Raw genomic sequence first — 26,006 nt, forward strand, 5'->3', positions numbered from 1 at the left:
AAAATAATGGAAATGTACAGGTCCCACGTACTGGTTTGCGCCGGCGCAGGCTGCATTTCTTCAGACTGCAAATCGGTACAAAGCGCACTCCGGGAACATATTGAAAAAACCGGACTGGAAAATGAAGTCAAGGTTGTCGAAACGGGTTGTATGGGTCCCTGCGACCTGGGTCCGGTAATTATGATTTTCCCGGACGGCGTATTTTACCGCAAATTAAAACCGGAAGACGCGGTGGAAATTGTCAACGAGCACCTGATCAAGGGCAAAGTGGTAACCAGGCTGCTGCACCGGCCGGTAGGCAGCGAAGAACGGGTCGCCGACTTTGGCCAGTTGGAGTTCTTCAAGCGCCAAACCAGAATAGCGCTGCGCAACACCGGAATTATCAACCCGGAATCCGTTGAGGAATACATTGCCCGGGACGGCTACCGGGCCCTGGGAAAAGTCCTCTCTCAGATGACTCCGCAGCAGGTTATCGACACCGTAAAAGAATCCGGTTTAAGAGGCCGCGGCGGGGCGGGCTTCCCCACGGGAATGAAATGGGAGTTTACCGCCCGTGCCAACGGTGACACCAAATATGTTGTCTGTAACGCCGACGAGGGCGACCCCGGCGCCTTTATGGACCGCAGCATTTTGGAAGGCGACCCTCACTCGGTATTGGAGGCAATGGCAATTTGCGGCTACGCCATCAGAGCATCCCGCGGTTACATATATGTCCGGGCGGAATACCCCCTGGCGGTGGATAGGCTGGAAACAGCCATTAATAAAGCACGCGAATATGGCCTGTTAGGTGAAAATATTTTTGGCACCGGCTTTAATTTTGATATTGAAACCAGGGTCGGAGCAGGAGCGTTCGTCTGCGGTGAAGAAACCGCGCTGCTGGCCTCCATCGAGGGACAGCGCGGCGAACCACGTCCCAAGCCGCCCTTCCCGGCGCAAGAAGGTCTCTGGGGTAAGCCCACCGTCATCAACAACGTTGAAACCTGGGCCAACATACCGCCCATTATCTTAAACGGGGCCGGGTGGTTTGCGTCAATCGGAACGGAAAAAAGCAAAGGCACAAAGGTTTTTGCCCTGGCTGGCAAAGTTAATAATACAGGTTTGGTTGAAGTTCCTATGGGCACTACGCTCAGGGAGATTATTTTTGATATCGGCGGAGGGATACCTGGCGGGAAGAAATTTAAGGCGGTTCAAACCGGAGGACCTTCAGGCGGCTGCATACCGGAAGAATACCTTGACACACCGGTGGATTATGATTCCTTAACTAAACTGGGCACCATCATGGGTTCCGGCGGCATGATCATTGTAGACGAAGACACTTGCATGGTGGACCTGGCCAAGTTCTTCCTGGAATTCGTGCAGGAGGAGTCTTGCGGCAAATGCGCCCCATGCCGGATTGGCACCAAGCGTATGCTGGAAATACTACAGCGGATAACCTCCGGCGACGGCCGCCAGGGTGATATAGAACTGCTGGAGGAACTGAGCCGTGGAATAAAAAGCTCGGCCCTTTGCGGCCTGGGGCAAACCGCTCCCAATCCCGTACTGAGCACCCTTCGCTATTTCCGCCACGAATACGAGGCGCATATTAACGATAAAAAGTGTCCGGCCGGGGCCTGCCAGGCACTGCTCACCTACTACATCAACCCCGAAACCTGCCGGGGCTGCGGCCTGTGCAGCAAAGAGTGCCCGGCCGGGGCCATCACCGGGGAAAAGAAAAAGCCGCACGTTATCGACCCGGCCAAGTGCATCAAGTGCGGTTCCTGCAAACAGAAGTGCAAGTTTGGATCTATTATCACGGTTTAAAGGAAAGGGGACACACGCCTTCGAGGAAGGTCCCCAATTATATATTTGAAATACTGCCTCAGGCATAAATGGAGGAATAGTTATGTCACAGGTTAGCTTAACCATAGACGGCATCGAAGTCCAGGCCGCCCCCGGCACTTCCGTGCTGGAGGCCGCAAAAAAAGCGGGCATTAAAATACCCACTCTTTGTTACCTGGAAGAAATAAATGAAATCGGCGCCTGCCGGATTTGCCTGGTTGAAGTTCAAGGTGCCAGAACCTTGCAGGCATCCTGCGTCACCCCGGTGGCTCCGGGCATGGTGGTGCGGACCAATACCCCGGCCGTCCGGCACGCCCGCAAACTAAACCTGGAGCTGATTATGTCCAACCACCCGCAGGAATGTTTAACCTGCCCCCGCAGCACCAATTGCGAACTGCAGCAGCTGGCTTCGGAATTGGGCATTACCGAGATCAGATTTTCCGGCGCCAATCCTTCCTATGAGCCGGATCTGTCCAGCGCTTCCCTGGTGCGCGACCCCCGCAAGTGCATCCTGTGCCGCCGCTGCGTCAGCGTTTGCGAAAAAGTGCAGCAGGTAAGCGCTATTGCCCCACAGGAACGCGGCTTTAATACCATCGTCGCCCCGGCGTTTCTCGAGCCACTGGGCGATACCGCCTGCGTAAACTGCGGCCAGTGCGCCCTGGTCTGCCCCACCGCCGCCATCCATGAAAAGGATCAGACCGCCGAGGTGTGGGCTGCCCTGTCCGATCCCCGCAAGCACGTTGTGGTCCAAACCGCTCCGGCTGTCAGAGTCAGCATCGGGGAAATGTTCGGCCTTGAGCCGGGCAGCGTGGTCACCGGGCAGATGGTTGCGGCCCTAAGAAAACTGGGCTTTGATAAAGTCTTTGATACAGATTTTACGGCTGATTTAACCATCATGGAAGAAGGCAGCGAGCTGCTGCAGCGGATTCAGAACGGCGGCCGGCTTCCGCTGATCACCTCCTGCAGTCCCGGCTGGATTAAATTTATTGAGCATTTTTATCCCAGACTGCTGCCGCACCTGTCCACCTGCAAGTCGCCCCAGCAAATGTTTGGCGCCCTGGCCAAAACCTATTACGCTGAAAAATCGGGCATCGACCCGGCAGATATCTTTGTCGTGTCAATCATGCCCTGCACCGCTAAAAAATTCGAGGCCGGGCGGCAGGGAATGAACGGCAGCGGTTACCAGGATGTCGATGTTGTACTTACTACCCGGGAATTGGGCAGAATGCTAAAAGAGGCGGGAATAGACTTTAATTCGTTAACAGAGGAAGAATACGACCACCCACTGGGCATCTCCACCGGGGCCGGGGTCATCTTCGGCTCAACCGGCGGCGTGATGGAAGCCGCCCTCAGGACAGCTTATGAGCTGGTTACCGGCCGGACCCTGCCTACACTGGATTTTAAAGAAGTGCGCGGGTTGGCAGGTATCAAAGAAGCGTCAGTTGATTTAAACGGAACTGTTTTAAACGTTGCGGTAGCCAACGGGCTGGCCAACGCCAGGGAAATGATGGATAGAGTTAAAAACGGTAAACGGTACCATTTCATTGAAATCATGTGCTGCCCGGGCGGCTGTATCGGCGGGGGCGGACAGCCCATACCCACTAACAAAGAAATCCGTACTAAAAGAGCAGCCGGCATTTACAGCGCAGATGAAAGCATGCCACTGCGCAAGTCGCACGAAAACCCAGCAGTCCAAGCATTGTACAAGGAATTTTTGGGTGAGCCGCTGGGTCATAAATCCCACGAGCTGCTGCACACCCGCTATACAGCCCGGGGGAAATACTAATTGCCGATATAGACTCCCATGTCGCTAAACGTGGTACCAGCAGAGGATGAAAATATAGTTAATCTGTCATTGCGAGGAGCGAAACGCTCGCAATGACAGATTATAAGGCCCCCGGCTTACATCACAAGCGTGATTTAACCGGAGGCCTTATAACTATTTATGGTTATAGGGCATGTCACTGATTAGTCTTTGCACAATTTCTTCGTCCGAAATAAACACTCTAAAGGCCCTGGCGGCGAGGCTTTCTTTATCCGGGCGATTCCAGGCCAGGTAAAACTCATAGCTTAAATTTAACCCGTGTACCCGCACTTCTCCCAGATCACCTTTCTTCAACAACTCCCCTGCCGCCCAGCGGGACACAACCCCGATCCCAAGTCCCAGCCTAACCGCATTAATGACCGCCTGTGCGCTGCCCAATTCCAGTACGCTGGTAAACTGGTCCAGCGTTATATTGTGTTTTAAAAACTGTTGTTCCAGGGCTTGCCTGCTGCCTGACCCCACTTCACGTACAACTATTGATTCATTGGTCAGTGCAGCAAGCGGCACCTCCTCTCCGCATAACGGGTGCCACGGAGGCGTTATCACCAGCAGCCGGTCGGTCAGCCAGGGCCGGCACTCCACCCCGTCGGCTTTAACCGGATACCCGGCAATGCCGATTTCAACATCCCTGTCCTTAATCCACTGGGCGACTTGAGCACTGCCCCCTATTTGCAGGCTAACTGTTACAGCAGGGTGCTGCTCTCTGAAGCCCCCGATAATTACGGGCAGCAGGCATTCTCCCGCTACGGGGGCAGCGCCCAGTTGCAAGTGACCCGCCTTGACTTCCCTTAAATCATCAATACCGGCCCTGATCTTGTTATACTGGCGGATCATCTGCATGGCCACCGGGAAAAGCAGCCTGCCCGCTTCAGTTAACACCACCTTTTTCTCGGCCCGCTCAAAAAGAGAGATATTTAATTCTTCTTCCAATGATTTAATCTGGAAGCTGATGGCCGGCTGGCTCATATCCAGCTGCGCCGCCGCCTTGGTAAAATTCTTAAGCTGGGCAATCAGCAGAAAAGCCTCCAATTGTTTTATATTCAATTATGACCACCACTGTTTCGTTGATTTAGCTGGTATACTAGCCTATAATACCATAAAAATTTAAAAAAAACAGGCGAATGGAAAGGGGATTGTATCCATTCGCCAGTATACGGGATATCTGTCCCAGCCGGGTTATTGCGCAGCTACCGCCGGCCGGGCTATATTTAAAGAGGTCAAGAGACCTGCCAAGGCAAATAATATTATGCGGAATATTTAACGGCTTGATTTGTGGCTTTCTTTTCTTTAACCAGCGGCTTTGCGCCGGTTTGATGTCCCTGCAGGATATTAAAGTTTTCTACAATAAACAGGTACCCCAGTACACCGGTGGCCACCAGGCCGATACTCACAGCCCATTCAATAAAGGACGGGAAATAAAAGCCGCCCGAGGACTTGGCCATACCGGTGAAAACCACGTTCATCCGGTTGATGATGACGCCGGCCACCACTAATACGCTGAAGGTTGCCAAACCGGCTGTTGTTTTGCGCAGACCGGGCGTGAAACAAATAATCAACGGTATGATAATACCTGCCACCATTTCCAGCAGGAACATATTGCTTTCGAGATTCCCGCCAAACACCAGTCCTGTTGCACCGCGGTAGTATAGATCAACAATCTTCAACACCAGGTAAACCAGCATCAGGTAACCGGAGACTTTGATCAGGGACTGCAGCACCCCCAAATCCACCTTATGCCCGTGGGCCCGTGAACCCAACAGCGTTTCCACTGTAACCATGGCAGGGCCGACAAAAAAGGAAGACATCAGGAAAAACACCGGCAGCAGCATCGACCACCAGAGCGGGTACAGTTTGCCCACCTCGATCACATAAAGGGAACCCAGCGAGGACTGGTGCAGCGTGGGCAGTACAATCCCTATGATAAACAACACCGGCATGATTTTTTTGAAAAAGCCGTGCCAGGGCTTTTGCACTTTTTCAGTGGCAATTTCACCGAATTCCAGTAATTGAATCATTGTATAAAGAGAAACGCACCAGAAAACTTCAAACAACACGCTGGTATATCCCCATGATACAAAAGGGCGCCAGAAGTTGAACCAGCGGCCTATATCCATGAAAAGACCGGCCATAACCAAAAGGTAACCAATTAATGAGGTAAGCATGGCGCTTCTGGCAATTGGGGTGAACTTCTTTACCCTCAATACATGCACCAGCAAACAGGTGCTATAACCGCCACCGGCCAGAGCCACACCGGTCAACACGTCAAACCCGATCCAAAGGCCCCACGGCCAATGGTCGTTAAGGTTGGTGGCGCTGCCCAGGCCAAATACCAGCCTGTACAACATCAGCACCGCGCCAAGCAGGCCAAGCGCAGCCAGCACATACCTGGTTGGCGTCATTTTAAAAGTCCATTTATTGGCATTGACAGCGGACATCGGTTAAACCTCCCCAGCAGTTTATCTTTTCTCTTTTTCTTCCCTGGCAATTTCATTTCTCCGCCTGTTGTACACGTAAAGACCTGTGAGCACGGCACCCCAACCCAAACCAACTGCGGGAGTCAGTCTGAGGATACTTTCCGAGTACTGGGGCAGCGGCTTGGTCGTGACATTGGTCCTAAAGCCAAGCTGCTCAAAGGGCAAGTCGGACAGGTACAGCCATGAGGTGCCGCCCGCTTCCTTTTCCCCAAAGATGTGGTTTATGTACCCACCCCCGCTAATTCTTTCTTTGGCCGCCTTGATCATTTCCTCATGTTTGCCATAGGTTAAAGCTCCAGCCGGGCATACCTCCACGCAGGCCGGCTTTTCACCTTTGGCGACGCGGCCGGCACACATCTGGCACTTGCGCACCCGGGGGAAAGTTTTATCCCACTCATATTTGGGAATGCTGAAGGGGCAGGCCAGCATACAGTAACGGCAGCCCACGCACAGTTTCTCATCGTAAACAACGGGGCCTTCCTTGGTCTTTTTAATGGCCTTGGAAAAACAAGCCGAAGCACAGGCGGGCTCATCACAGTGCAAACACTGCTCTTTAACAAACCGCCATACTTTTTCGCTTCCTTTTTTGGATTCCACCTTTTTTACCGCAGTCCAGTTTTCCGCTGCCAGTACTGCTTCACTGCCGGTGGCGGGGGCATCCTGACGGTACTGCAGTTTGTTCCACAGCTTACAGGCAACCACACAACTTCCACAACCCACACAGCGGGTTATATCTACTAAAACAGCTTTAGACACTGTACCTCACCTCCTAAACCATTCCGGCCGCTTTGACTGAAGCTGCCAGGTGATTATAACTTTTCCCGCGGTCAACGTATTTTGTATGCAGCAATTCTTCAGCCAGTTCACTCATAGGATGTTTGAGGAAATTCCGGTACAGCGCCAAAACTTCGGAGTTCTCATGGCTTTCACGCCACTCCATCTTGGCGTCGGCCTGGTACAGGCTATTGATCCTCTGCACCCGCACTTGATCGGAGGGGGGTACTGCCGACCTGGGCTGTCCGCCACCACTGATACAGCCGCCGGGACACGACATAAACTCAACAAAGTGCCAGGGCGACTCGCCTTTGCGCACCGCTTCCAGTATCTGCCTGCCGTTGCTCATACCATGACAAACCGCAACTTTTACCAAACCGACACCGGGCACATCCACAGCAGCTTCTTTGACTCCGGTTAAACCGCGGACCGGTGTCAGCTGAAGCAAATTGGCGGGCGGTTCCTTTTCCGTAATAAAGAAATACGCTGTCCGCACCGCAGCTTCCATTACGCCCCCGGTGGCTCCGAATATGGTCGCCCCGCCGGTGCTTTTGCCCAGCAACGGGTCGTATTTTTCTTCCGGTAGCCTGGTTAAATCAATATTTTGCTGTTTTATCATCCTGGCCAATTCCCTGGTGGTCAGCACGGCGTCCATATCCCTCAGGACGGGGTTTTTCCAGTAACGGCCGCTGCTATTCATCTCCGGGCGGGTAATTTCGAACTTTTTGGCTGTGCAGGGCATAATGGCCACGGAGAATATTTTCTCCGGCTTGATCTTGGCAGCCTTGGCATAATACGTTTTTGCCAGCGCTCCCAGCATCTGCTGGGGCGACTTGCAGCTGGACATGTGGGGCAGAAGATCGGGGTAGAAATATTCGCAAAATTTAACCCAGCCCGGGCTGCAGGAAGTAAATTGAGGCAGTGGCCTTTTGATGTCCCCCTTAACCCGCTTGATTAGTTCTGTGGCCTCTTCCATAATGGTCAGGTCGGCCGTAAAGTTGGTATCGAAAACAGCGTTAAAGCCCAGCCGCCTGAGGGCCGCCACCTGCTGGCCCATAACCCAGGTGCCGGGGGGCAAACCAAATTCCTCGCCCAGCGCGACTCTGGTGGCCGGGGCCGTCTGGACAACAACAAAGGTGTCCGGATCATCCAGGGCTTGCTTGACCCTTTGGGTATCGTCACGTTCGGTAATAGCCGCGGTCGGGCACCACAGGGCACACTGGCCGCAGTTGATGCACACGGTTTCATCCACTATAGGAAATCCGTAATGACCAAAAACCGTCTGTGTATTTTTACAAACCTCCAGGCACTGGCCACAGAGTACACATTTCTCGTCATCCCTGACAATGGAGGGATTAGCGGGATCGATGGGCACCCTCCCCCGCACCTGGGCCGGCCAGGTGCCCGGCACCTGGTACTGCTGCGGCAGCCAGCCTTCGCCGCCGGCTTGTCCGGCAACAGAAACCGCGCCACAGCCTGCCAGGCTTGCTGTTATACCTGCGAGGCCCAGTCCACCCATCATGCGCAGGAAGGACCGTCTCGTAATTCTTTTATCCATCTTAAGTTGGTCTTCCATTTATGCTCCTCTCCTCGTAAACATCTACAAAGAAAAATTCTCACGTTACTAGTAACTGGCACTCGGTGGTTCCCTCCGCGCGCTGCGCAATTTCCCTTGTATCTTTTGTAGTTACTTGTAGCTAACGCTTACAACAAACTGCCTGGCAAAACTTTACGCCCTTCCGGGGTCAAGCTTTAGGGATATGACGGCGCGCGGCAACATGGGTTGCCTATTTAGCGGGAACCATAAAGTCCCTGGCCCTCTTCATCAATCTTTTTACCGGGGCCGGCAGGTCAAAGGTCTTGCCTGACATCTTCAATCCCATTGTCCATTCGGTGACGCGCACCACTGTGGCGCTGATTTCATACAGCAGGTATATAGGTGAAGCGAAAAGCAGCACCGAGAATATATCAGGACTGGCAACTACCGCCGAAGCAACTATCACAGCTGCCAGAACGGCAAACTTCCTGACCTTGACCATAGTCCGGTAAGAGATAACCCCTAACCTCGCCAGAAAATAACTGGCCAGGGGCATCTCGAAGATTAAACCAAAAGGAAGTAAAAAATTTAGAGTAAAAGAAACATAATTACCTATGGTGAGCATTGGTACCAGCTCAGCGCCGCCATAGCGCATTAAAAACGAAACGCACATTTTAAAAACCACCAGAAATCCAAAAGCAATGCCACCAATAAAAAGAACAAATGAAGTAAAAACAAAAAGGGTAAAATACACTCGCTCAACCTTGCGCAAGGCCGGTAAAATAAAACTCCAGAACTGCCAGAGAATCACGGGCAGGGAAGCCAAAAATCCAAGGAAAAATGCCAGCTTAATTTTTGTAAAAACAGCTTCCGTAACTCCGATATAAATTATCTTATTACCTGTTTTTGTCACGGGCTCGAGCAGGATTTTCAAAAATGCGTCGCTGAAAAACCAGCATACCACTGCCATGACCAAAGTCGAAACAATGGAAATGATCAGTAACCGGCGCAATTCCTCAAGGTGCTCTACCACGGTCATTTCTTCATGTCCGGATATTTGACTCTCCCCCTTCCCACTGTATTAAGAAATTTCTACCTAACTAATTGACTTCTTTGGATGCGTTGGCAGAAACATTTGAAGTGCCGGCGGCAGCGGAAGCGGCAGCAACACCATCAATGCTGTCGCTTTTCTGTTGGGCCTTATCGTCACCTTCTTCTCCTGCAAAAGCGTTTTTCATATCTCGCGCTGCGTTGCCCAAAGCTTTACCCACTTCCGGTAATTTTCCGGGCCCGAAGATAATTAAAACAACTACCAGGATTAAAATCAGGTGCGTCGGCTGAAAAAGACCGTTAAACATGCTATCTTCCCTCCTTTAAAAATTTTTTAATAGCTTAAAAACGGATCATAAATAAATTTAATTAAAAACCAAACTTTTTAATAAGATATAATTATTGTTTTTAATTAAATTTTTTTATTAATATTATTGCTTTTTTTCACAAAAATCAATATACTTTTAAAAAATCCTAAAAAATTTCAGAGCCTGACCGCCAGGGTTTAAATTCCCGCCGGAAGGGCTTATGTTGCTCGAACCCTGCGGCAGCGGCGCTTAGTTACTGCGGTCAAGGGGCAATGAGTTATTAGCATTGCCTTGCCGCGACCTGTTTTGCCGAACCAACAGGTCGTTATTTTTTGAGGAGTTGATGTTTTTTGGCCAAAGAGCAGCGGATCGGTGTGATTGGCATAGTCATTGAAGACAGGTCCCAAGCCCAGCGGATCAACAGCATTTTAAGCGCCCACGGCGATGTTATAGTAGGGCGAATGGGTATCCCCTACCGGGAAAAAGGGCTTTCGGTCATCTCATTGATCGTAGACGGAAATACTGACGAAATAGGAGCTTTAACCGGTAAACTGGGTACTGTTGACGGGGCAAAAGTTAAAAGCGCCCTGGTTACCAGGTAGCCGTTTAATAAAAGGGTGATGGCAATGACAAATTTTCGGCTGGAAAAAGATTTACTGGGCGAGCTGCCGGTGCCTGCCCGGGCTTATTACGGCATCCATACTATGCGAGCCTCTAAAAATTTTAATGTTAGCGGCTGTAATGTCCACCCCCAGCTGGTGCGGGCACTGGCCGAAGTAAAATGGGCCGCCGCCCGCGCCAACCACCAGGCAGGCTTGCTATCCGCCACTGTTGCGGAGGCTATATGTACCGCCGCCAGGGAAGTGGCCGAAGGTAAACTCGCCGATCAATTCATCGTAGACGCTTTTCAGGGCGGGGCCGGGACATCAACCAATATGAACATGAACGAAATCCTGGCCAACCGAGCCATTGAATTGCTGGGCGGCCAAAAAGGCGATTATGACATAGTCCACCCGCTCAATCACGTTAACCTTTCGCAATCCACCAATGACGTTTACCCCACTGCCCTCCGCGTGGCCGCCATCAGGCTGGTGCTGGATCTGAGCGAAGCTATGGCGGAATTGCAGGCGGCCCTGCAGGAAAAAGAGGCACAGTTTGCCGGAGTACTCAAGCTGGGGCGCACTGAATTACAGGACGCTTTACCGGTGACACTGGGCCAGGAATTCAGTGCCTACGCCGAGGCCATCGCCCGGGACAGGTGGCGGCTGTATAAGGTGGAAGAACGCCTGCGACAGGTAAATTTAGGCGGAACGGCCGTGGGAACGGGCTTAAACGCCCCCAAAAAGTATATTTATCAAGTATTGGAAGAATTGCGCCGGATTACTGGATTGGGCCTGGCCAGGGCTGAAAACATGATTGACCTGACGCAAAATGCCGATGTTTTTGCCGAGGTTTCGGGACTGGTGAAGGCAGCCGCGGTAAATCTGTCCAAAATCGCCGGTGACCTGATGCTGTTATCATCAGGTCCGGCCGGAGGGCCTGCGGAAATCAATTTACCCCCGCTGCAGGCGGGGTCCTCCATCATGCCCGGCAAGGTCAACCCGGTTATTCCTGAAATGGTCAGCCAGGTGGCCTGGCAGGCCATGGGGGCCGACCAGGTAATTTGCCAGGCCTGCGGGTCCGGCCGGCTGGAATTGAACTCTTTTTTGCCGCTGGTGGCACATAACCTCTTGCGTACCCTAGAGATGCTGGCTAAAACCGCAAGAATCTTTGCCTATGATTGCATTGCCGGCATCAGCGCCAACGAGCAGCGCTGCCTGCGCTGGCTGGACGAAAGCCTGACAATGGTTACAGCGCTGGTGCCATACCTCGGCTATGAGCAAGCCACTGAATTGGCTCAAAAAGCTCTTAAAGACAGAAAGACCTTAAGGGAACTGGTCATGGAAAAAGGACTTTTTTCCGAGGAAGAATGGCAGGCAATATTTAAACCGAGCCAGCTAACCCGGCCCGGCATTGCCGGGGCGCGCAAGCTCGCGGGCCGGCTGGAACAAAAAAGACCGGGGGGAGCTGAAAACAATGAATGAAACACCTCGCAGCGGCAGGCTTCATATTGCCCTGTTCGGCAGGCGGAACGCCGGAAAGTCAAGTTTAATCAACGCACTGACGGGGCAAGAACTGGCCATTGTCTCGCCGGTAGCCGGAACCACCACCGACCCGGTATATAAGTCCATGGAAATACTGCCCATCGGGCCGGTGGTGTTAATTGACACCGCCGGGCTTGACGATGAGGGCGAACTTGGAGCCAAGCGGGTTGCCAAAAGCATGGCGGTGCTCGCCAAAACCGACCTGGCCCTGCTGGTGATTGACCCGCAGCAGGGCATCAACCGGACCGAGCTGGAACTGGTTGAAACAATTAAACAAAAACAGCTGCCTTTAATTGGCGTTATAAATAAAACCGATCTTGATGAAGTAGATTCCGATTTTTCCGGACAGCTGCCCGCCATCCCCACTGTTAAAGTGAGCGCCCGCACCGGGCGCGGCCTGACCGAGCTGAAGCAGGCGATGGTGCAACTTGCCCCCAAAGACTGGACGGCGCCCACTATTGCCGGGGACCTGGTGCCGCCGGGCGAACTGGCGCTGCTGGTTGTCCCCATCGACCTGGCCGCGCCGAAAGGGCGGCTGATCTTGCCCCAGGTGCAGACAATCAGGGATATGCTGGACCACGAATGCCTGACTATGGTGGTTAAGGAAAGGGAATTAAAAGCCGCGTTAAACAAGTTACAAAAGCCCCCGGCCCTGGTAATCACAGATTCGCAGGTCTTTCTCAAGGTGGATGCGGACACACCACCCGGAGTGCCCATGACCTCCTTTTCCATCCTGTTCGCCCGCTATAAAGGGGACCTGGCCACTTTGGTTTCCGGCGCGCTGGCTGTGGAAGACCTGGAACCGGGGGATAAAGTTTTAATTGCTGAGGCCTGCACCCACCACCGGGTGGCTGATGATATAGGCACGGTCAAGATCCCCCGCTGGCTGCGGCAGGCGGTGGGCGGAGAGCTTGATTTTCACTGGTCCAGCGGCATCGAGCTGCCCTCCGACCTGGCAAGCTACAAACTAATTGTTCACTGCGGCGCCTGCATGATTAACCGGCGGGAAATGCTATCCCGGATCATGGCCGCCAATGCCGCGGGTGTGCCGGTTGTTAACTACGGGGTGTTGATTGCCTATGTGCTGGGGATTTTGCGCAGGGCCCTGGGGCCTTTTCCAGATGTACTGGCGCTGCTGGATAATCGTATTTAGTTAAAGAACGGAGCTAGCTATTGATGCATAACTTCAAAAACGCCCTGGCTAAAGCAAAGTCCGGGGAAATGCTTAACCGGCAGGAAATTTGCGCGCTGCTGGCAGCCGGCCCGGAGGAGTCTGAAGAGCTGTTCGGAGCCGCCGACCGGGTAAGACATGACCATGTCGGTGACGAGGTGCACCTGCGGGCGATTATCGAGTTTTCCAATTACTGCCGCAAGAACTGCCTGTACTGCGGGCTGCGCCGGGATAATCATTCAATTCCACGTTACCGGCTAACTGAACAGGAGATACTGGAGGCGGTAAAAAAAGCACGGGAACTGGGTTTCCGCACCGTTGTCCTGCAATCCGGCGAAGACTTATACTACGATGCCAAAACTATAGCCAAGCTGGTTGAAACGATCAAAAACCGGCACGACCTGGCCGTAACACTATCCCTTGGGGAGCGAAGCCGGGAGGATTACCTGGCCTGGCGCGAGGCGGGCGCCGACCGCTACCTGTTAAAACAAGAAACCGCGGATGAACACCTCTTTAGCATCATTAAGCCGGACGGGAACATGCAGCAGCGGGTTCAGTGCCTGCAGTGGCTGAAAGACCTGGGGTACCAAACCGGGTCCGGCAATATGGTTGGCTTGCCGGGTCAAACCCTTGCAACACTGGCGGAGGACATTATTTTAATGCGCAAGCTTGATGTGGAAATGGCGGGCATCGGCCCTTTCCTGCCCCACCCCGCCACACCGCTGAAAGCCGCAGCACCCGGGTCCCCGGCCCTGACTTTAAAAACACTGGCTGTAACCAGGCTGTGCCTGCCGCAGGCACACCTGCCCGCCACAACTTCACTGTGCACACTAACACCGGACGGGCGCAAGCTGGCGCTAAATTGCGGAGCCAACGTAATTATGCCCAACCTTACCCCGGCCGGTGTACGGGATAAATATCTCATTTACCCGCAAAAAGCGGACATCATTGAAAAACCCGAGGCGGCGCTAAATAATATTCAAGCGCTGCTGACCGAACTGGCAAGGCCGCCGGCACAAGATTACGGCCATGCCAAAAAACCACCTGGAAGGAGTTTTTAATAATGGAGACCAAACAGGAGACCATGCGCGCCGATTTCATCAACGATGAACAAATTAATGCCTGGCTGTCCGAAGCCGGGCAGGCCGGGAAAGAAGAAGCCCGGGCGATTATCCAAAAAGCCGGCGGCGCAAAAGGGCTGACGCCCTATGAATGCGCTGTGCTCCTTCATCTTGAAAACGATGAACTGCTGGAAGAAATGTACCGGACCGCATATAAAATTAAAGAAAAGATTTACGGCAGGAGACTGGTCTTGTTCGCACCTCTTTACATCAGCGACTTTTGCGTCAATAACTGCGTCTATTGCGGCTATCGCAGGGATAACAAATTTACCAGGCGCAGGCTGAGCATGGATGAAGTGCGGGAGGAAGTTAAAATATTGGAAGCCCTGGGCCACAAGCGGCTGGCGCTGGAAGCCGGGGAAGACCCGAAAAACTGCCCTATTGAATACGTTCTGGAAACAATTAAAACAATCTACGAAGTCAAGGAAGCCAACGGCAGCATCAGGAGAATCAATGTCAACATAGCCGCCACCACAGTGGATAACTACAGGAAACTGAAAGAAGCCGGCATCGGCACCTATATTTTATTCCAGGAAACTTATCACCGGGAAACTTACGCCGCCATGCACCCAACCGGGCCCAAGCGGGATTACGACTACCACACCACGGCTATGGACAGGGCCATGCGGGGCGGCATTGACGACGTCGGCGTAGGTGTGCTGTTCGGCCTGTATGACTATAAATACGAAGTAGTGGCTATGTTGATGCATGCCCTGCACCTGGAAGAAACTTTCGGCGTGGGACCCCATACCATCTCCGTACCCCGGATCAGGCCCGCTGAAGGCGTGGATTACGATCATTTACCGAACCTGGTCGATGACCGGGATTTCAAAAAAATAATCGCGGTGCTGCGCCTGGCCGTACCATATACCGGCATGATTTTATCTACCAGGGAAAGACCGGAATTTAGAGACGAGCTGCTTAATGTGGGCATATCACAAATCAGCGCGGGATCCTGCACCGGAGTGGGAGGATATAAGCAAGAGCATGACCCTAAAGCAGCCTGCGATAACACCTGCGATGAAGCGCCTCAATTCCAGGTTGAAGATCACCGCAGCCCGGACGAAGTCCTGCGCAGCGTGTGCAATTCCGGCTATATCCCAAGTTTTTGCACCGCCTGCTACCGCAGCGGCCGTACAGGCGACCGGTTCATGCCCCTGGCCAAAAGCGGCCAGATTCAAAATGTCTGCCAGCCAAACGCCATACTGACTTTTAAAGAGTACCTGGAGGACTATGCTTCGCCGGAAACCAGGGAAGTAGGGCGCCAAACCATTGCCAAACACCTCGGCGAAATCACCAACCCCCAAATACGCCGGCTGACCGAGGAACGATTAAAGCTGATTGAACAGGGGCAACGGGATTTATATTTCTAGTTAAAATGCCGCCCCTCCGGGCGAGTTGCCTTAGGAAATTATTACCCCGGAACTGAAGTGAAGCCTCTCTAATCAGAGGCTTCTTTTTACAATTAGGGGAGGAATGCATAATACACTATTAAACATTATTAACAATATATGGCTGCACACATTGGCAGTTAAACCCACATGAGCCCGTTGGGGCGCACCGGAAACGCCACCGCCGGCTTTCCCGCATCAATTTTAGGCGCAGTGATAGTTTAGTTTTTACATTTTAAATCTATCAACCAAAGCTTCCAGCTCCGCAGCAAGTTTGTTCAGGTTCTCAGTGGCAGCACTGACTTCCTCCATCGCCGCCGTTTGCTCCTCGGTAGTGCCGGCAACATTTTGGACCCCTGCGGAAACCTGCTGGACAGAAGCGGCTACATTTTGAACCCGATCGGACAGGTCCCGGACCGCTTTAATAATATCGGAGAAGTTTTGACCGGCCTCGGTTACAACCCGGCTGCCGCGGGCAACCTTTTCAGCACCGGCGGACATGGCTTGGACAGCTAGCTCCGATTGATCCTGAATCTCTTTAATCAGCTGGGTAATTTCTTTTGTCGACTGGGCGGACTGTTCGGCAAGCTTCCTTACTTCCTCCGCCACCACGGCGAAACCCCTGCCCGCGTCGCCGGCCCTTGCGGCCTCAATGGCGGCATTCAAAGCCAAAAGGTTGGTCTGGTCGGCAATATTAGTTATAACTTCAATAAACTGACCTATTTTATTAATAGCCGAACCAAGGGAAACAATAGACGTATTCACTTGTTCGGCAGATGTTGCTATCTCCTGCATCTGGCCGGTAACCATTTCGATCCCCCGGTAGCCATTCTGTGCATGTTCAGCGGCCACAGTCGCTTGTTGCGAAACATCCTGGGTATTTTGGGACATATTATCTACGGCGGCAGCTATTTCATTCATGGTTGATGCCGTTTCAGCCGCCCCGGCTGATGTTTGCTGGGCCTGGGAGGCAAGCTGTTGAGCTGATTCATTCAACCGGGCGGAGCTTTTTTGAATACCCTCCAGGACAGTTTTAAAATTATTTTTCATGTGCTGCAATGCGCTCAGCAGTTCGCCCATTTCATCATTGGAATTAATCTCCACGTGCCCGGTGAAGTCGCCGCCCGCCAGCTTATTGGCTTCCGCCACCAACATTAAAACAGGTTTGCGGACCATCCTGGTCAAGAAGAAACTCAGGATTACCCCGATAATAATCGCAATAACCGTGACAGTCAGCGAAGTGGCAATAACTTTACCGGCCGCTTCCTCTGTTGACTTTATTTTTGACTTAACAATGTTGTCATTTTCCGAAACGAAAGTGCCGACTGTTTTGGTTATCTCGCCGGTCATAGCTGCATAGCCTGCAGCTATACCGTTCATCTGTTTAAAATAAACGTCCGCCTGTTCTTTATTGCCGGCGTTTAATTCCTGGTGATACTGCCGCACTACCGGCGCCAATTCATTCAGCACGCCGTCCTTATATTTAGTGGTGGTGTTGATCAGGGTTTGAACATCTTCCCTTTTATCTGTTCTCGCTATTTGCAGCAACTGGTTTTCCAGTTCCAACGTTTTATTTGCGGCATCTTCAGTTTGTTTGTAATACTTTTCATCTCCGTAAGCAATAAAGCCCCTCATCGCCAGCGCAAATTCCTTTAAAGTACTTTCAATTTTCATTTCTAAAAGCAATCTTTGATTTGCAGCGTCTAAATCTTCAATCCGGGTTAGTGTGGATTTTTGGGAAATAAATGAGTTGCTCCCCAGTATAAAAATCATTACCAGCATTAGTATAAAACCCAGACTTATCTTGGCGCCTATTTTTAATCTCATATTCCACCCTCTCCCTTTTCCGGGCTATAGTAAGGTAATTGTTAATGCCGTTTTAAATCGCCGTGAAGCACCTCCTTGGTAATAAATTAACGGCCTTTTTAGGCCGCTAAATGATGCACTTAAGCATATTTAAGCAGCCTGGCGACCATAGCTTTTAAAGCTTTAGGCCCATAGCTTTGTGCCCCAATCTTTCGATTGGTTTACCCGTTTTTAAAATATAGAAAATATTCTTAACAGCACAATTAAATAGAAATTACTTAATTTAAAAAAAACAGGAAAAATTAAAATAATCCAAATTAAAATAATCCTTTAGTAAAGAGAAATATTATCGAAAAAACTTACATAGCCGGCGGTTCCCCTAATTCAACATTTGTTCTGATATTTGGGCCAGTTCTTCGGCCATAGCTCTAATTTTTTCCATATTGGCTGCTATCTCTTCCGTGGTGGCGGCTTGCTGCTGGGAGACAGCTGATATTTCATGTGTATGGGTTGCAAAGCCAAGTACTGTTTCCTGAATATGCTTTAGCTTATCACCGATTTCTTTAACAGACGTGTTTGTTTTGCTCGCCAATTTGCGTATTTCCTCCGCCACCACATTAAAGCCGCGCCCCTGGTCCCCGGCCCGGGCCGCTTCAATGGCAGCATTTAAGCCCAGCAGGTGGGTCTGGCTGGAAACCTCTTTAATTAAAGCAATAACAGAGTCCATGTCTTTGATGTCCTTTTCAATTCCGGAGGTGTTGTCGGCCAGTTCCTGTGCGGTCGCGGCCAATTCTTCCGATGCGCTCATTAAATTGCTGCTGGTTGTGGATATGTTACCAAGAAACGCATTTAAATCCACGGCCATATTGCTGATCTTTTCCTGCGTTTCTATGGAAATACCGATAGCGATAGCGCCGATGACATTCCCCGTATCATCGGTCACGGGAATGCCTTTTCCTATGTAGGGAGTGCCCAGCACCTCCTTGGGGATTCTTTTCACTGTCGTCTTTCCCGATTTCAAGCTGGTATCGGCAATACTACCGGCTTTGATAGGGTCGCCGTCATTTACAGGTAATTTCAGCTTTGTCCCTTGGTAAACACAAAGATATTTTTCCGTGCCAGCCAAGGTGAACACATTATCCAAACCCACTATTTGGTGCAGATAAGGCGCAACTTTTAATAACGCTTGTAGGTTATTAAATTTATTATTATCATTGTTTGAATTGCTTGGATCGTCCATTATTTACCCTCCCCGGAAATTTGTTTTTGCAATAAAATAGTAATTACTATAAAAATCAAAATAATCCTTTAATATTAAAAAAAGATAAAAATATTATCGGAAAAACGCACAGAACCACGAAACGTTACGCTTGTGGAGCTGATCCGTTAGGGTTACGATGAAACAGGAAACCCACGATTTCGTTTTGTAACAGGAAGCCCGTGCCTTTCGCGGAGCGAAGAGAGGAGTAGTTCAGACGGGACTTTACTTAATAACAGCAAGCAAAAAAGCCGGGCTTATACCCGGCTTTTTTGCTTACTTCTTTGTTTTTACAGTCATTAGTTTATACAATTCGCTTATACAACTGCATACCCCTTAGCCAGCTTTCCGGCTTCTGGATGTCCCGCCTCCGATTCTTTTGCAATTTTGAATCGGTTCAATTCATAATAACCGAAAAACAATTCCCGTGAATTTAATATTCCATAAACCTTCCCGCCTTCCGTCACAGGCAGATAATTATAGCCGCACCGGGAAAAAAGCTTTGCTGCCTTGTAAATTGAACAATTGTAATCAATACCTATGGCTCCTATAGGTCTCATAATTTCTTTTACCGTCAATTGGCCTCCGCTTGCCGCGTGTTCAAGAAAATACCAGCTGTCGTATTCAGCTTTATAATAAGTGTCATTTACCAGTTTTTTAACTTTTATCGCTTTTAAGATATTTCTGACAGTTAACAGCCCAGTATGTTCGTTCTTCTCATTAACTACCACCACCAGGCGATAGCCTTGCCAGGCGCCGCCTTTTTCCGATTTGTGCAGGGACTCTTTAATTACACGTAACGCCCCGGTTAAAGTCTCTTTTTCTTTAACAGTCGTGTATTGAGCAATTGGAGTCGCATAATAACCCGCAAACTCTTTGTTCATAGCAAGCCCCCCGGATGTTAAATCATTTCATCCATAAACCACAAGAGATCGATTGCCCTGATAACGCCCACTATCTTATCGCAGTCAACAACAACAACTGAATTAACCTGGTTATTAATGATCACATCCACTGCCTGATTAATATCGTCGGTAATATTGATTATCCTGTCATCCAAAGGCCGCATGAAGTTCCGAACTTGTAATGAAACATTTTTGCTTTTGATTAAAAACAAATTAGTCAAGATATTTAAACTATCTATATCATTTAACCCTAAAGCTTTCAGCAATGAACGCAAGGTAAAAAAACCCACTATTTCATTATAATCATTTTTAACAAGCAAGGCTTCATAGCCCCGCCAGGTGCCGTCTTTATCCCGAAAATTGCTGACAAGAATATCTGCGGCTTCGTTAATGGATTCATTTTCATTAATAACCGGGTAGTCGCCAGCAGGCACCATCACCTCGGCAGGCGTCGTATTCATTACAGCACCCACCTCGCCGTTATTGCAGTTATTATTGCGTTAATGTTATTTCGCAAGAATTATGCCACTTGGGCCCCAAAGCTTATTGGGGTCAACCACACGTAAAGCCGGTAATTATCCTATTGGAAATTTTTTTAGAGCATTTTTTGCCCGCAATATGAGCAAAAAATACCCACAATCCCCGCCAAAATGTTATAATAGTAACAAATAAAAAATAAGCGAGGAATATTATGATTACCTTAAATATTAAAAGAGGTTTCATTAATCAACTACTTGTTTTAATAGCAGTCCTGTTGCTGATCCCAATTATTCTGGCAATATATCTTTTCCACATGGTTCACGCAACCGAGCTGGGGATGATTAAAAGCCATCGCAAGGTTCTGGAAGAAGCTATGGATTACCTGGACAATTCTCTTGGCAATACGTCCTTTGAAGAAACCCTGGCGGGTCTAAACGTAGGGAATTTGCAAAGGCGTGACCAGGAAAAAGCGTTAAACCAGGCTTTAAAACCCATCGTAGATAGGGCGAGGAAGAAATACCCGGATCTGGATATCGGGTTTTACTCCAGTTCATTTGATGTTATCCTTGACGGTAATAACGATCATCTGCACGAAAACTTTTCCACCCGCCGCAAAAGGAATTTCGACGATACCATCGAAAGCAAAAAACCTGTATTTGAGGTTTTGGGACAGTCCGGCAGCGGACAGCTGGAAACCTACCGCCCGCTGGTAAGGAATGGGAAAATCATCGGCGCAGTTTGGGCCAATGAAAACATCAACCAGATCTACAAGAGAATTGACGCCATTCAGAAAGACGCCTACGGCATTATCTTAGTTGGTATTTTTCTCGGTTTTGGAGGAGCATTTAGCGTAATCAACAAATTTGCCCGCAGCGTCGACGATATCAAGGACGGCCTGGAAAAACTCGGCAATGACCCCACCTACGTCCTCCCCAAAGCATCCGGCGAGTTGGGGCAAATAACCGATGCAGTTAATGCCATGTTTAAAAAACTAATCGACGTACAGCAATATAACGATCTGATTCTGACCAATATTGACGATGGTACGGTTTCCATCGACACTAATGAAAACATTATTAGTTTTAACCCGGCGGCAGCCAGAATACTGAATCTTGATAATTCCTGTCTGGGAAGTAAAGTCGACGAGGTTTTTGACAACTCTACTCCATTTGCCGGCCTGTTAAAAAGCACCTTGGACAAGAAGCCGGTAAAGGACCTGGATGTCATTTACGGCAACTCGCCGGAAAAATCCCGGCACCTGCTTGTCAGCACCTCTCTGATGATTAACGTCAGACAGGAACTGGTGGGAGCGCTGCTCCACTGCAGAGACATAACAGAAATAGTTCGGCTGCAGGAAAGCGTCAGCCGCCAGGAAAGACTCGCCGCACTGGGTAAACTGGTGGCGGGGGTGGCCCACGAAATCAGAAGCCCGCTTACTTCCGTAACAGGTTATATGCAGTTTTGGAATAAAGGCCACGCCCCTTCGGCAAAGTCCCTAAACATTGTCAACCAGGAACTGCGCAGGTTGGCTACAATGACAGACCAATTACTGGAATTTGCCCGCCCGTCCAAAGCTGTTTTTACAGAATGCGACCTGAACAGGTTAATTAACCGGAGCGTTCAGTTTTTCGCCGACGCGCACGGCGGGGATGTTCAAATATACTGTAAAATGCAGGATGACCTGCCCCCGGCGTACGTTGACCCTCGTCAGATTGAGCAAGTGCTCTCCAATATTATGTACAACGCTTACCAGGCCATGGAAAGCGGGAAAGGGATCATGGAAATAACAACCTGGCACGAAAAGGAAACAGGCATGATCGGCACAGCCATAAAGGATAACGGCTGCGGCATGCCTGAAGAAGTGGTAGCCCAAATATTTGAGCCCTTTTTTACGACAAAATCCAAGGGCACCGGCCTGGGCATGGCCATAGCCCATGAAATCATTAAAGCACACAAAGGATCGGTAACGGTCGAAAGCGAGCTCAACCGCGGCACTATCATCAAGTTTTTTTTACCGGAATACAAGAGAGGTGACAGCTGTGTGGAAGGTTTTAATTGTTGATGATGAAGAAGGAGTTTGCGAACTGCTTCGAGATGTACTGGAGGACGCAGGCTTTGAAACCTGGATTGCTTACACTGCCAGGGAAGCGATCAGCATATTGGAAAGCAAAACCCCGGATACCATCCTGCTGGACATCAGGCTGCCTGATGCAGACGGCATTCAATTAATCAGCGAATTTAAGGATATGGGTATACAAGTGCCCATTATCCTGATGACGGCTTTCGGTACTACGGAAATTGCCATCCAGGCTATGAAGCAGGGCGCGCATGATTATCTCAACAAGCCTTTAAACCTGGATGAATTGCTGCTAACCGTTCAAAAAGCGGTAAAGATGCAGCAGCTGGTATCCGAGGTGGCCACCCTCAGGGAAGAACTCGACCAGGAAACTGATGCTGTTGATAACCTGATCGGCCAATCCAGGCATATGCAGGATGTTTTTAAGCTGATAGGCAAAGTCGCGGACAGCGATATTACCGTTTTAATCCAGGGCGAAAGCGGCACCGGCAAAGAGGTTGTCGCCAGAGCCATTCACAATAACAGCCGGCGCAGCAACCGCCCTTTTATTAAAATTAACTGCGGCAGCATACCCGAGCACTTAATGGAAAGCGAGTTGTTCGGCCACGAAAAAGGCGCTTTCACGGGAGCGATTTACCAAAAGCCGGGTAAATTTGAGCTGGCCCACAGCGGCACCGTTTTCCTCGATGAAATCGGCGAACTTCCCCTGCATACTCAGGTCAAGCTTTTGCGCGTATTGCAGGAAAAGGAGTTCGAGCGGGTCGGCGGCACCAAGTGCATTAAAGTGGACGTAAGGATACTGGCCGCCACCAACAGGAATTTAAAAGCAATGGTGGAAGAAGGACATTTTAGGGAGGACCTTTACTACCGGATAAACGTTGTAAATATCAAGATCCCCCCGCTGCGGGAACGAAAGGACGATATTTCTCTGCTGGTCAACCACTTTCTAAATAAGTACGCCAAAAAATACAACAAAGAAATTTCCGGCATTTATCAAAATGCCATGACTTCTTTGATTAATTATAACTGGCCAGGCAATGTGCGCGAGCTGAAAAACATTTGCGAGCAGGCCGTGGTAATGAGCCGGGGTCCAACGATTATGTTTGAAGACCTACCGTTGCCCTTAAACGGTGACTTAATGCTTGGCAATAATAATTCAGACACCTTGCCGCTGGTTATAAATAAAAACAAAACTCTCAAAGAAGTAGTTGCCGAAGTGGAGAAACAAATGATACTGACAGCTTTAAATGAAAACAACTGGAACCGCCAGGAGACAGCCAAAGCCCTTGGTTTAAACCGCAGATCGTTATATGCTAAAATGAAAGAGTTTGATCTCCTTGATGGGCAATAATTGCCCAAAAAATGTGCATATTTTACTCATTTAAAAAGTAATCAGGATGTTTGATTAACCCTGATTACTTTTTTATTTTTGAAAACGCTTGCAGATTGTGGTGCAAATCCGCCAACCTGCCTCTGGCATACCCTTTGCTTAAATTAATGACAAAGATAATTCTAAAATTCACTTTCACAAATGGGGGTGGTGCTGCAGCAAACAAAGCTTTTGATTAATACGTACCGGAAATGATTAAGGAGGGTTTAACAATGACCGAAAAATCCAGGGAAAAATTAAATAAATTCAGTACATGGTTTAGTGTGGCCACGCTGATCTTTTCTATCATTTTATTCTGGGCGGGCATGGATTTTCTAAAAGCCGAGGTTTTTCCCCATTACTATAATCCACAAAAGCACCAGATTGTTAAACAGAATCCGGACACCAAAGAAATATATGCTTGGAAGGACGCCGGCGGCAACGTTTACACTCCTGAAGACGCACAGGTCAAAAACTTTACCTGGGGTATTACAGCGCTATTACTGTTTGTTATGCTGACCTGTACAGCTATTTATAACAAAGCTACCAAATACTACACCGGTGTTTTACTGGCCAGAGAACCTGCGAGGTCTAATCAAAACTATGTACCACGGCTGCAATAAGAAAGGGGGATTTTAGTGGAAATATTCTTCCCCATAGCCAGAATGCCGATATCGATTTTTGCAATCCTTGGGCTTGGTGGAACAGTTGGGTTACTTTCAGGACTATTTGGAGTGGGCGGCGGCTTCCTGATGACCCCCTTGTTAATGATGATGGGAGTTCCACCGGCTGTGGCGGTAGCCAGCGATACCAATCAAATTGTGGCCGCTTCTGCGTCGGGCACCCTGGCCCACAGCAAACAAAAGAACGTTGACTTTAAACTTGGGTTTATCATCCTGGTGGGCGGCTTAATCGGAGGAAGTCTGGGCACCGTTCTGGTCAAAATATTAAGATCTCTGGGTAATTTTGATTTCGTTCTAAAAATCTCGTATGTGGTAATGCTGCTTTTAGTCGGCTCGTTTATGCTGGTTGAAAGCATCAACTCATTAAAGAAGCTGCGCAAAAAAGACACCAATGCTGAGCTAACGATCAAAAAGACTTCAGCGGCAACCAGATTTATGCAAAGTTTGCCCATGAAAATGTATTTTGAGGTTTCCGGAATTGAAAGTTCGGTGCCGGCACTGCTGGCGCTGGGTCTGCTGATAGGTATACTATCGGCTCTAATGGGGGTAGGCGGCGGGTTTATCATGCTACCTGTTATGATTTACCTCATCGGCATGCCCACCCACAACGCAGTCGGCACCAGCATATTTGTAATTATTTTCACTGCAATCAATGTCACCCTGGCTCAAAGCACCTTAAATCACACTGTAGACCTTATGCTTGCCATGGTGCTGCTGATTGGTTCATCGATCGGCGCCCAGTTCGGCGCCAAGCTGGGCAAAAAACTTAAAGGTGAGCAGTTAAGGGTCGTATTCAGCTTGATCGTACTATTGGTTATGGTAAAGATGCTGGTCGATTTACTCGTTACTCCTGCCAGTTTAATCGGACTGGGAGGCGGTCATTAATGAGATTAAAAAGGTTTACAAAAACGGTTCGTTTGGCGGCTACTGCGCTGATGATTGTGCTTGTGTGCGCAATTCCCGCCCTGGCGGAAACAGCACCGGTTGTATCGCCACAGCAAGTGAATATTGGGTTGAATTTCAAGGGTGCTGATTTAACAGTTTCGGGTGCTGTCCCGGAAGGAGCAGATGTTTACATCAAAGTTACCTCGCCAAACGACTCGGTGCTGGAGCTCAATAAGAAGGGCCGGGTCGGGGGTATGTGGATGAACGTCGAGAACACTGAAGTCAGCAATGTTCCAAAACTATATCAAATCATCTCTTCACAAAAAATAACGGTTTTACCGCAAGAACTCCGGGAGGAACTGGGACTTACCCAGGATTTTGAGCCAATTTATCAAAACGCCATTGTGGAGAAAAAAACCGATAGCGGAAGTGTGCCGCTTTCCGGTTCGGAAGCAAGAAGTTTCGTCAGCTCTTTAATCAAGATTTATCAAAAAAGCGGTTTGTATGCCGTCAATGAAAACGCGGTAAAAATTGAACATGGCCAATACCGGGCAACAATTCAATTACCTCCCAATATACCCCAGGAAACTTGCCAAGTAACTGTTTACACCGTCAAAGGAGGCAGCTTGCTGGGGTCGGCCGTTAAGACCTTTAACGTTAACACCGTGGGCATAACCAGCTGGTTAAACCACGAAGCCATAGTCGACGGGCCTACCTACGGGTTGATAGCAGTTTTGATCGCTCTGTTTTTCGGCACTGGAATTGCATTTTTATTCGGTTATATTGAAAAAATCGTCAGCGGAGGCAAAAGCAGTGGTTTTAATGCCGGTGCCAGTCACTAGTCCCCCATCCATTATTTATATAGCAAGCCCACCCTTGTTCCGGGTGGGCTTTTTTTAGCAATATCCCTGAACGGTGCAAAAGGCAGCC

At 49.7% G+C, this 26,006-nt stretch carries 22 protein-coding genes and 1 riboswitch; of the genes, 12 read left to right on the plus strand and 10 right to left on the minus strand.

Going from position 1 to position 26,006, the window contains the following annotated elements; genetic code table 11:
• Positions 1-6: 6 nt before the first annotated feature.
• Complete coding sequence (nuoF, locus tag H569_RS0104625; RefSeq protein ID WP_027364045.1) at positions 7-1,800, plus strand: NADH-quinone oxidoreductase subunit NuoF; 1,794 nt, start codon at positions 7-9, stop codon at positions 1,798-1,800.
• A gap of 82 nt (positions 1,801-1,882) precedes the next feature.
• Positions 1,883-3,604 (plus strand): NADH-dependent [FeFe] hydrogenase, group A6, encoded by a 1,722-nt coding sequence (locus tag H569_RS0104630; protein ID WP_027364046.1) that lies wholly within the window; start codon positions 1,883-1,885, stop codon positions 3,602-3,604.
• Between the two features lie 153 nt (positions 3,605-3,757).
• On the opposite strand, the gene H569_RS0104635 is transcribed toward H569_RS0104630, so the two are convergent.
• From H569_RS0104635 to tatA, 6 genes are all read right to left on the minus strand, one after another.
• Positions 3,758-4,687: a selenium metabolism-associated LysR family transcriptional regulator gene (locus tag H569_RS0104635; protein WP_027364047.1), complete on the minus strand. Its 930-nt coding sequence runs from the start codon at positions 4,685-4,687 to the stop codon at positions 3,758-3,760.
• 200 nt (positions 4,688-4,887) lie between these two features.
• Positions 4,888-6,078: an NrfD/PsrC family molybdoenzyme membrane anchor subunit gene (gene nrfD, locus H569_RS19200; RefSeq protein WP_081410877.1), complete on the minus strand. Its 1,191-nt coding sequence runs from the start codon at positions 6,076-6,078 to the stop codon at positions 4,888-4,890.
• A gap of 21 nt (positions 6,079-6,099) precedes the next feature.
• Complete coding sequence (locus H569_RS0104645; protein ID WP_027364048.1) at positions 6,100-6,873, minus strand: 4Fe-4S dicluster domain-containing protein; 774 nt, start codon at positions 6,871-6,873, stop codon at positions 6,100-6,102.
• A 13-nt stretch (positions 6,874-6,886) separates the two neighbouring features.
• Positions 6,887-8,467: a [FeFe] hydrogenase, group A gene (locus tag H569_RS0104650; RefSeq protein ID WP_027364049.1), complete on the minus strand. Its 1,581-nt coding sequence runs from the start codon at positions 8,465-8,467 to the stop codon at positions 6,887-6,889.
• Positions 8,468-8,678: 211 nt separating this feature from the next.
• Complete coding sequence (gene tatC / locus H569_RS0104655) at positions 8,679-9,467, minus strand: twin-arginine translocase subunit TatC (protein ID WP_051273256.1); 789 nt, start codon at positions 9,465-9,467, stop codon at positions 8,679-8,681.
• 61 nt (positions 9,468-9,528) lie between these two features.
• Entirely contained in the window at positions 9,529-9,786 is a 258-nt protein-coding gene (tatA, locus tag H569_RS19205) for a twin-arginine translocase TatA/TatE family subunit (protein WP_051273258.1), read from the minus strand.
• Positions 9,787-10,136: 350 nt separating this feature from the next.
• Here tatA and H569_RS0104665 point away from each other — a divergent pair, with 350 nt between their 5' ends.
• From H569_RS0104665 to hydG, 5 genes are read left to right on the plus strand one after another with little or no spacing between them, the layout of a single operon-like run.
• Positions 10,137-10,388: a TM1266 family iron-only hydrogenase system putative regulator gene (locus H569_RS0104665; protein ID WP_027364051.1), complete on the plus strand. Its 252-nt coding sequence runs from the start codon at positions 10,137-10,139 to the stop codon at positions 10,386-10,388.
• A gap of 24 nt (positions 10,389-10,412) precedes the next feature.
• A complete protein-coding gene (locus H569_RS19210; RefSeq protein WP_034629503.1) occupies positions 10,413-11,870 on the plus strand; it encodes an aspartate ammonia-lyase in 1,458 nt (485 codons plus the stop codon).
• Positions 11,863-13,083, plus strand: a complete 1,221-nt coding sequence (gene hydF / locus H569_RS0104675; RefSeq protein WP_027364052.1) for a [FeFe] hydrogenase H-cluster maturation GTPase HydF — start codon at positions 11,863-11,865, stop codon at positions 13,081-13,083. Before H569_RS19210 ends, hydF begins: the two co-directional genes overlap by 8 nt.
• Positions 13,084-13,106: 23 nt before the next feature.
• Complete coding sequence (gene hydE / locus H569_RS19215) at positions 13,107-14,162, plus strand: [FeFe] hydrogenase H-cluster radical SAM maturase HydE (RefSeq protein ID WP_034629506.1); 1,056 nt, start codon at positions 13,107-13,109, stop codon at positions 14,160-14,162.
• A gap of 2 nt (positions 14,163-14,164) precedes the next feature.
• A complete protein-coding gene (gene hydG, locus H569_RS0104685; protein ID WP_034629508.1) occupies positions 14,165-15,595 on the plus strand; it encodes a [FeFe] hydrogenase H-cluster radical SAM maturase HydG in 1,431 nt (476 codons plus the stop codon).
• A gap of 246 nt (positions 15,596-15,841) precedes the next feature.
• Here hydG and H569_RS0104690 read toward each other — a convergent pair whose 3' ends face one another.
• From H569_RS0104690 to H569_RS0104705, 4 genes are all read right to left on the minus strand, one after another.
• Positions 15,842-17,440, minus strand: coding sequence for a methyl-accepting chemotaxis protein (locus H569_RS0104690; RefSeq protein ID WP_027364054.1), 1,599 nt, complete (start codon positions 17,438-17,440; stop codon positions 15,842-15,844).
• A 129-nt stretch (positions 17,441-17,569) separates the two neighbouring features.
• Positions 17,570-17,655, minus strand: a riboswitch (cyclic di-GMP riboswitch).
• A gap of 143 nt (positions 17,656-17,798) precedes the next feature.
• Positions 17,799-18,659, minus strand: a complete 861-nt coding sequence (locus H569_RS0104695; RefSeq protein ID WP_051273262.1) for a methyl-accepting chemotaxis protein — start codon at positions 18,657-18,659, stop codon at positions 17,799-17,801.
• A 335-nt stretch (positions 18,660-18,994) separates the two neighbouring features.
• Positions 18,995-19,561: a CBS domain-containing protein gene (locus H569_RS0104700; protein WP_027364056.1), complete on the minus strand. Its 567-nt coding sequence runs from the start codon at positions 19,559-19,561 to the stop codon at positions 18,995-18,997.
• A 17-nt stretch (positions 19,562-19,578) separates the two neighbouring features.
• Positions 19,579-20,043, minus strand: a complete 465-nt coding sequence (locus H569_RS0104705) for a CBS domain-containing protein (RefSeq protein WP_027364057.1) — start codon at positions 20,041-20,043, stop codon at positions 19,579-19,581.
• A gap of 230 nt (positions 20,044-20,273) precedes the next feature.
• Between H569_RS0104705 and atoS the strand changes: the two genes are divergently transcribed.
• The 5 genes from atoS (at position 20,274) to H569_RS0104735 (ending at position 25,918) form a co-directional block, all read left to right on the plus strand.
• Positions 20,274-22,124 carry a two-component system sensor histidine kinase AtoS gene (atoS, locus tag H569_RS0104710; protein ID WP_027364058.1) on the plus strand — a complete coding sequence of 617 codons (1,851 nt, stop codon included), beginning with the start codon at positions 20,274-20,276 and terminating at the stop codon, positions 22,122-22,124.
• Positions 22,102-23,490: a sigma-54-dependent transcriptional regulator gene (locus H569_RS0104715; protein ID WP_027364059.1), complete on the plus strand. Its 1,389-nt coding sequence runs from the start codon at positions 22,102-22,104 to the stop codon at positions 23,488-23,490. The genes atoS and H569_RS0104715 overlap by 23 nt, the downstream gene beginning before the upstream one ends.
• A gap of 251 nt (positions 23,491-23,741) precedes the next feature.
• The gene (locus tag H569_RS0104725; protein WP_027364060.1) at positions 23,742-24,131 is read left to right on the plus strand and encodes a hypothetical protein; all 390 of its coding nucleotides are present in this window, start codon (positions 23,742-23,744) and stop codon (positions 24,129-24,131) included.
• Positions 24,132-24,146: 15 nt separating this feature from the next.
• Positions 24,147-25,076: a sulfite exporter TauE/SafE family protein gene (locus tag H569_RS0104730; protein ID WP_027364061.1), complete on the plus strand. Its 930-nt coding sequence runs from the start codon at positions 24,147-24,149 to the stop codon at positions 25,074-25,076.
• Entirely contained in the window at positions 25,076-25,918 is an 843-nt protein-coding gene (locus tag H569_RS0104735) for a TIGR02186 family protein (RefSeq protein ID WP_051273265.1), read from the plus strand. Before H569_RS0104730 ends, H569_RS0104735 begins: the two co-directional genes overlap by 1 nt.
• The last annotated feature ends 88 nt before the right edge of the window (positions 25,919-26,006 follow it).

The organism is Desulfotruncus alcoholivorax DSM 16058 (assembly GCF_000430885.1).
Taxonomy (GTDB): Bacteria; Bacillota; Desulfotomaculia; order Desulfotomaculales; family Desulfallaceae; genus Desulfotruncus; species Desulfotruncus alcoholivorax.

Coding starts and splice junctions, on each gene's coding strand:
- H569_RS0104735 (WP_051273265.1), top strand. CDS start 25,076: ATGAGATTAAAAAGGTTTACAAAAACGGTTCGTTTGGCGGCTACTGCG.
- H569_RS0104705 (WP_027364057.1), bottom strand. CDS start 20,043: ATGAATACGACGCCTGCCGAGGTGATGGTGCCTGCTGGCGACTACCCG.
- hydG (WP_034629508.1), top strand. CDS start 14,165: ATGGAGACCAAACAGGAGACCATGCGCGCCGATTTCATCAACGATGAA.
- atoS (WP_027364058.1), top strand. CDS start 20,274: ATGATTACCTTAAATATTAAAAGAGGTTTCATTAATCAACTACTTGTT.
- H569_RS0104725 (WP_027364060.1), top strand. CDS start 23,742: ATGACCGAAAAATCCAGGGAAAAATTAAATAAATTCAGTACATGGTTT.
- tatA (WP_051273258.1), bottom strand. CDS start 9,786: ATGTTTAACGGTCTTTTTCAGCCGACGCACCTGATTTTAATCCTGGTA.
- H569_RS19210 (WP_034629503.1), top strand. CDS start 10,413: ATGACAAATTTTCGGCTGGAAAAAGATTTACTGGGCGAGCTGCCGGTG.
- nrfD (WP_081410877.1), bottom strand. CDS start 6,078: ATGTCCGCTGTCAATGCCAATAAATGGACTTTTAAAATGACGCCAACC.
- H569_RS0104650 (WP_027364049.1), bottom strand. CDS start 8,467: ATGGAAGACCAACTTAAGATGGATAAAAGAATTACGAGACGGTCCTTC.
- hydE (WP_034629506.1), top strand. CDS start 13,107: ATGCATAACTTCAAAAACGCCCTGGCTAAAGCAAAGTCCGGGGAAATG.
- tatC (WP_051273256.1), bottom strand. CDS start 9,467: ATGACCGTGGTAGAGCACCTTGAGGAATTGCGCCGGTTACTGATCATT.
- hydF (WP_027364052.1), top strand. CDS start 11,863: ATGAATGAAACACCTCGCAGCGGCAGGCTTCATATTGCCCTGTTCGGC.
- H569_RS0104690 (WP_027364054.1), bottom strand. CDS start 17,440: ATGAGATTAAAAATAGGCGCCAAGATAAGTCTGGGTTTTATACTAATG.
- H569_RS0104630 (WP_027364046.1), top strand. CDS start 1,883: ATGTCACAGGTTAGCTTAACCATAGACGGCATCGAAGTCCAGGCCGCC.
- nuoF (WP_027364045.1), top strand. CDS start 7: ATGGAAATGTACAGGTCCCACGTACTGGTTTGCGCCGGCGCAGGCTGC.
- H569_RS0104700 (WP_027364056.1), bottom strand. CDS start 19,561: ATGAACAAAGAGTTTGCGGGTTATTATGCGACTCCAATTGCTCAATAC.
- H569_RS0104695 (WP_051273262.1), bottom strand. CDS start 18,659: ATGGACGATCCAAGCAATTCAAACAATGATAATAATAAATTTAATAAC.